Genomic DNA, 2,352 nt, shown 5'->3' on the forward strand with positions numbered 1-2,352 from the left:
ACCTGGAGAACGTAAGAAGACAAAAATGCGTTCCATTTGAATCCTTTCTATACTTTCAAAAAGATTATATTATTAAATTTTACCACGCATCTTGCGTATTTGGTAAGCAATAATTAGAACAATCGCACCTAGTAAACCTGCCATGATAGATCCTATAAAAATACCTACCTTAGCCATTTCTTGAGTTATACCAGGCGGGAAAGCCAATGTAGCAACAAAGAGGCTCATAGTAAAGCCAATACCACACAGAATTGCGGTACCGTAAATTTCAGGCCACGTTGTATTTGTAGGCATCTTAATCGCCTTAGATTCAACTAAAATATATACGGCAGAGAATATACCTAATTGCTTACCTAAAATTAAACCGAATGAAACACCTATAATTACGGGATGGAACAAGTTGTCCATCGAGAAATCAGCAAAGGATACACCAGCATTTAGAAAACTAAATAGCGGTATAATTAAAAAGTTTACCCAATTACGTAATGCATGAGCCCATTCTTCCATTGGATATACTACTTTATCTATCACTTTACCTTTAAAAGGAATTGTCATGGCTAGTACAACACCAGCAATGGTAGCATGAACACCGGACTTTAAAACCAGATACCAAAGAACTAAACCAAGAACACAGTACGGAAGCGGTCTTAAATAGCCTTGCTTATTAGTATATACCAGTAAACCTGTTACGGTAGCAGCAGCTATTAAGTCCATAAAATTGACGCCAGCTCCATAAAAAAGAGCAATAACAACGATAGCAATCAAATCATCAATAATCGCCAATGCCGCTAAAAAGGCTTTCATCGCTGTAGATACCTTATTACCAAGCATCGTAATAACACCTATGGCAAATGCAATATCTGTAGCGGTTGGAATCCCCCAACCATGTCTATATTCTGGCATATATCCAGCGGCAAAATAATATACAATTGCTGGCGTAATAACACCTGCAAATGCGGCTAAAACGGGAAGCACACGTTTTGCCTTAGTATCGAGTTCACCAGAAATCATTTCCTTCTTGATTTCTATACCAACATATAGGAAAAAAAGAGCCATTAAAGCATCATTAACCCATTCCAGTATAGTCATTGGACCAAGATGTATTTGCATAACTGCAAAATACTGAGCTGCCATTGGAGAGTTCGCTACAAGAACCCCCAAAATTGCGGCGGACAGTAATGATATCCCACCAGCAGACTCCGATTGGAAAAATGCTTTTATATAATTCATTAAGCACCCCTCTATTCTATTATTTAATATACGCAAAGTACGTATAATCTTAATATAATAATGATAACACATCATTTCGAAAATAATCAATGCAGTTACCATGTATACATAGATATGACCTATATCAAATTAAACTATATAAAAGTTATTTCTATCTGTTCATATTTATATTTATATGATACAATATGTACATCTTGCGGGCGTAGTTCATCGGTAGAATGCGAGCTTCCCAAGCTTGAGAGGAGGGTTCGATTCCCTTCGCCCGCTCCATACATAAAACAGCTGTGATTTGTATCACGGCTATTATTATCTATAATGATATAGTAATATAATAATCATATGTTTGTTTGTATATTTAATACAAGGAGTTAAACATGAAATTAAGTGCAAGAAATCAATTAAAAGGTACTATCGTTGAGATTCAAGAAGGCGCTGTAAACGCAATCGTAAAAATCAATGTAGGTAATGATAACATCGTTACTGCTGATATTACAGTTCAATCTGTTAAAGAAATGGGCTTAGAAGTTGGCAAAGAAGCTATCGCTGTTATCAAATCCACTAGCGTAATGGTTGGTGTAGAATAAAATATTTAGAGCTGCTACGGCAGCTCTTTTTTTGTATATAATAAATACCTGGTGAAAACATAGTTTGCCTCCTACCATTAGCTGCGGCTTCCTATCACACTTGCCCATGACAGTATTTAAAACAGCCTTTTACTGTACAATGCTTATTGTAGGGCTTCGTCGAACCTGATGCAATGGACGTATGCATCGATTAGATATAATTACTTTTTAGTGGCCCTACTTGCTTCCTCACTGTGGATTTCCCTGCTCTGCTTCGCAGTTTGGTAAATCTTACGTTCGGAAGAAAGTGATGCAGTGAATCTGTCGTCGTTTCACTCCTCCATCTTCTACTGCCCTACTTTTCCCACGCCGTCTGTATTGATGAATACACATAGATAAAAACTTCTACAACCTTGGCTGGAGACGGCTCTAGCAGGGTTAGCTAGTCGAAGACTAGCAAAAAGAAAAAGGCCTACCTTTAGGTAGACCTTTTTTCTTTTAGTCAATCAGCGGCTTCCTATCCTCCCAGGCCGTCTCCAGCCAAGTACTTTCGGCGTTT

General features: G+C 37.6%; 2 protein-coding genes and 1 tRNA gene. 2 read left to right on the top strand and 1 reads right to left on the bottom strand.

Annotation, left to right across the window (positions count from 1 at the left end; genetic code table 11):
• Nucleotides 1-72: 72 nt before the first annotated feature.
• Nucleotides 73-1,230, bottom strand: coding sequence for a Na+/H+ antiporter NhaA (gene nhaA, locus Q0507_RS05245; RefSeq protein ID WP_298713418.1), 1,158 nt, complete (start codon nucleotides 1,228-1,230; stop codon nucleotides 73-75).
• Between the two features lie 196 nt (nucleotides 1,231-1,426).
• Between nhaA and Q0507_RS05250 the strand changes: the two genes are divergently transcribed.
• Both Q0507_RS05250 and Q0507_RS05255 read left to right on the top strand, forming a co-directional pair.
• Nucleotides 1,427-1,500 (top strand) — tRNA-Gly (locus Q0507_RS05250).
• A gap of 104 nt (nucleotides 1,501-1,604) precedes the next feature.
• A complete protein-coding gene (locus Q0507_RS05255) occupies nucleotides 1,605-1,814 on the top strand; it encodes a molybdopterin-binding protein (protein WP_298713421.1) in 210 nt (69 codons plus the stop codon).
• The last annotated feature ends 538 nt before the right edge of the window (nucleotides 1,815-2,352 follow it).

The organism is uncultured Veillonella sp. (genome assembly GCF_938010505.1).
GTDB lineage: Bacteria > Bacillota > Negativicutes > Veillonellales > Veillonellaceae > Veillonella.

Bases quoted from the DNA above. Each gene is read 5' to 3' on its own strand.
- nhaA (WP_298713418.1), bottom strand. From the start codon at position 1,230: ATGAATTATATAAAAGCATTTTTCCAATCGGAGTCTGCTGGTGGGATA.
- Q0507_RS05255 (WP_298713421.1), top strand. From the start codon at position 1,605: ATGAAATTAAGTGCAAGAAATCAATTAAAAGGTACTATCGTTGAGATT.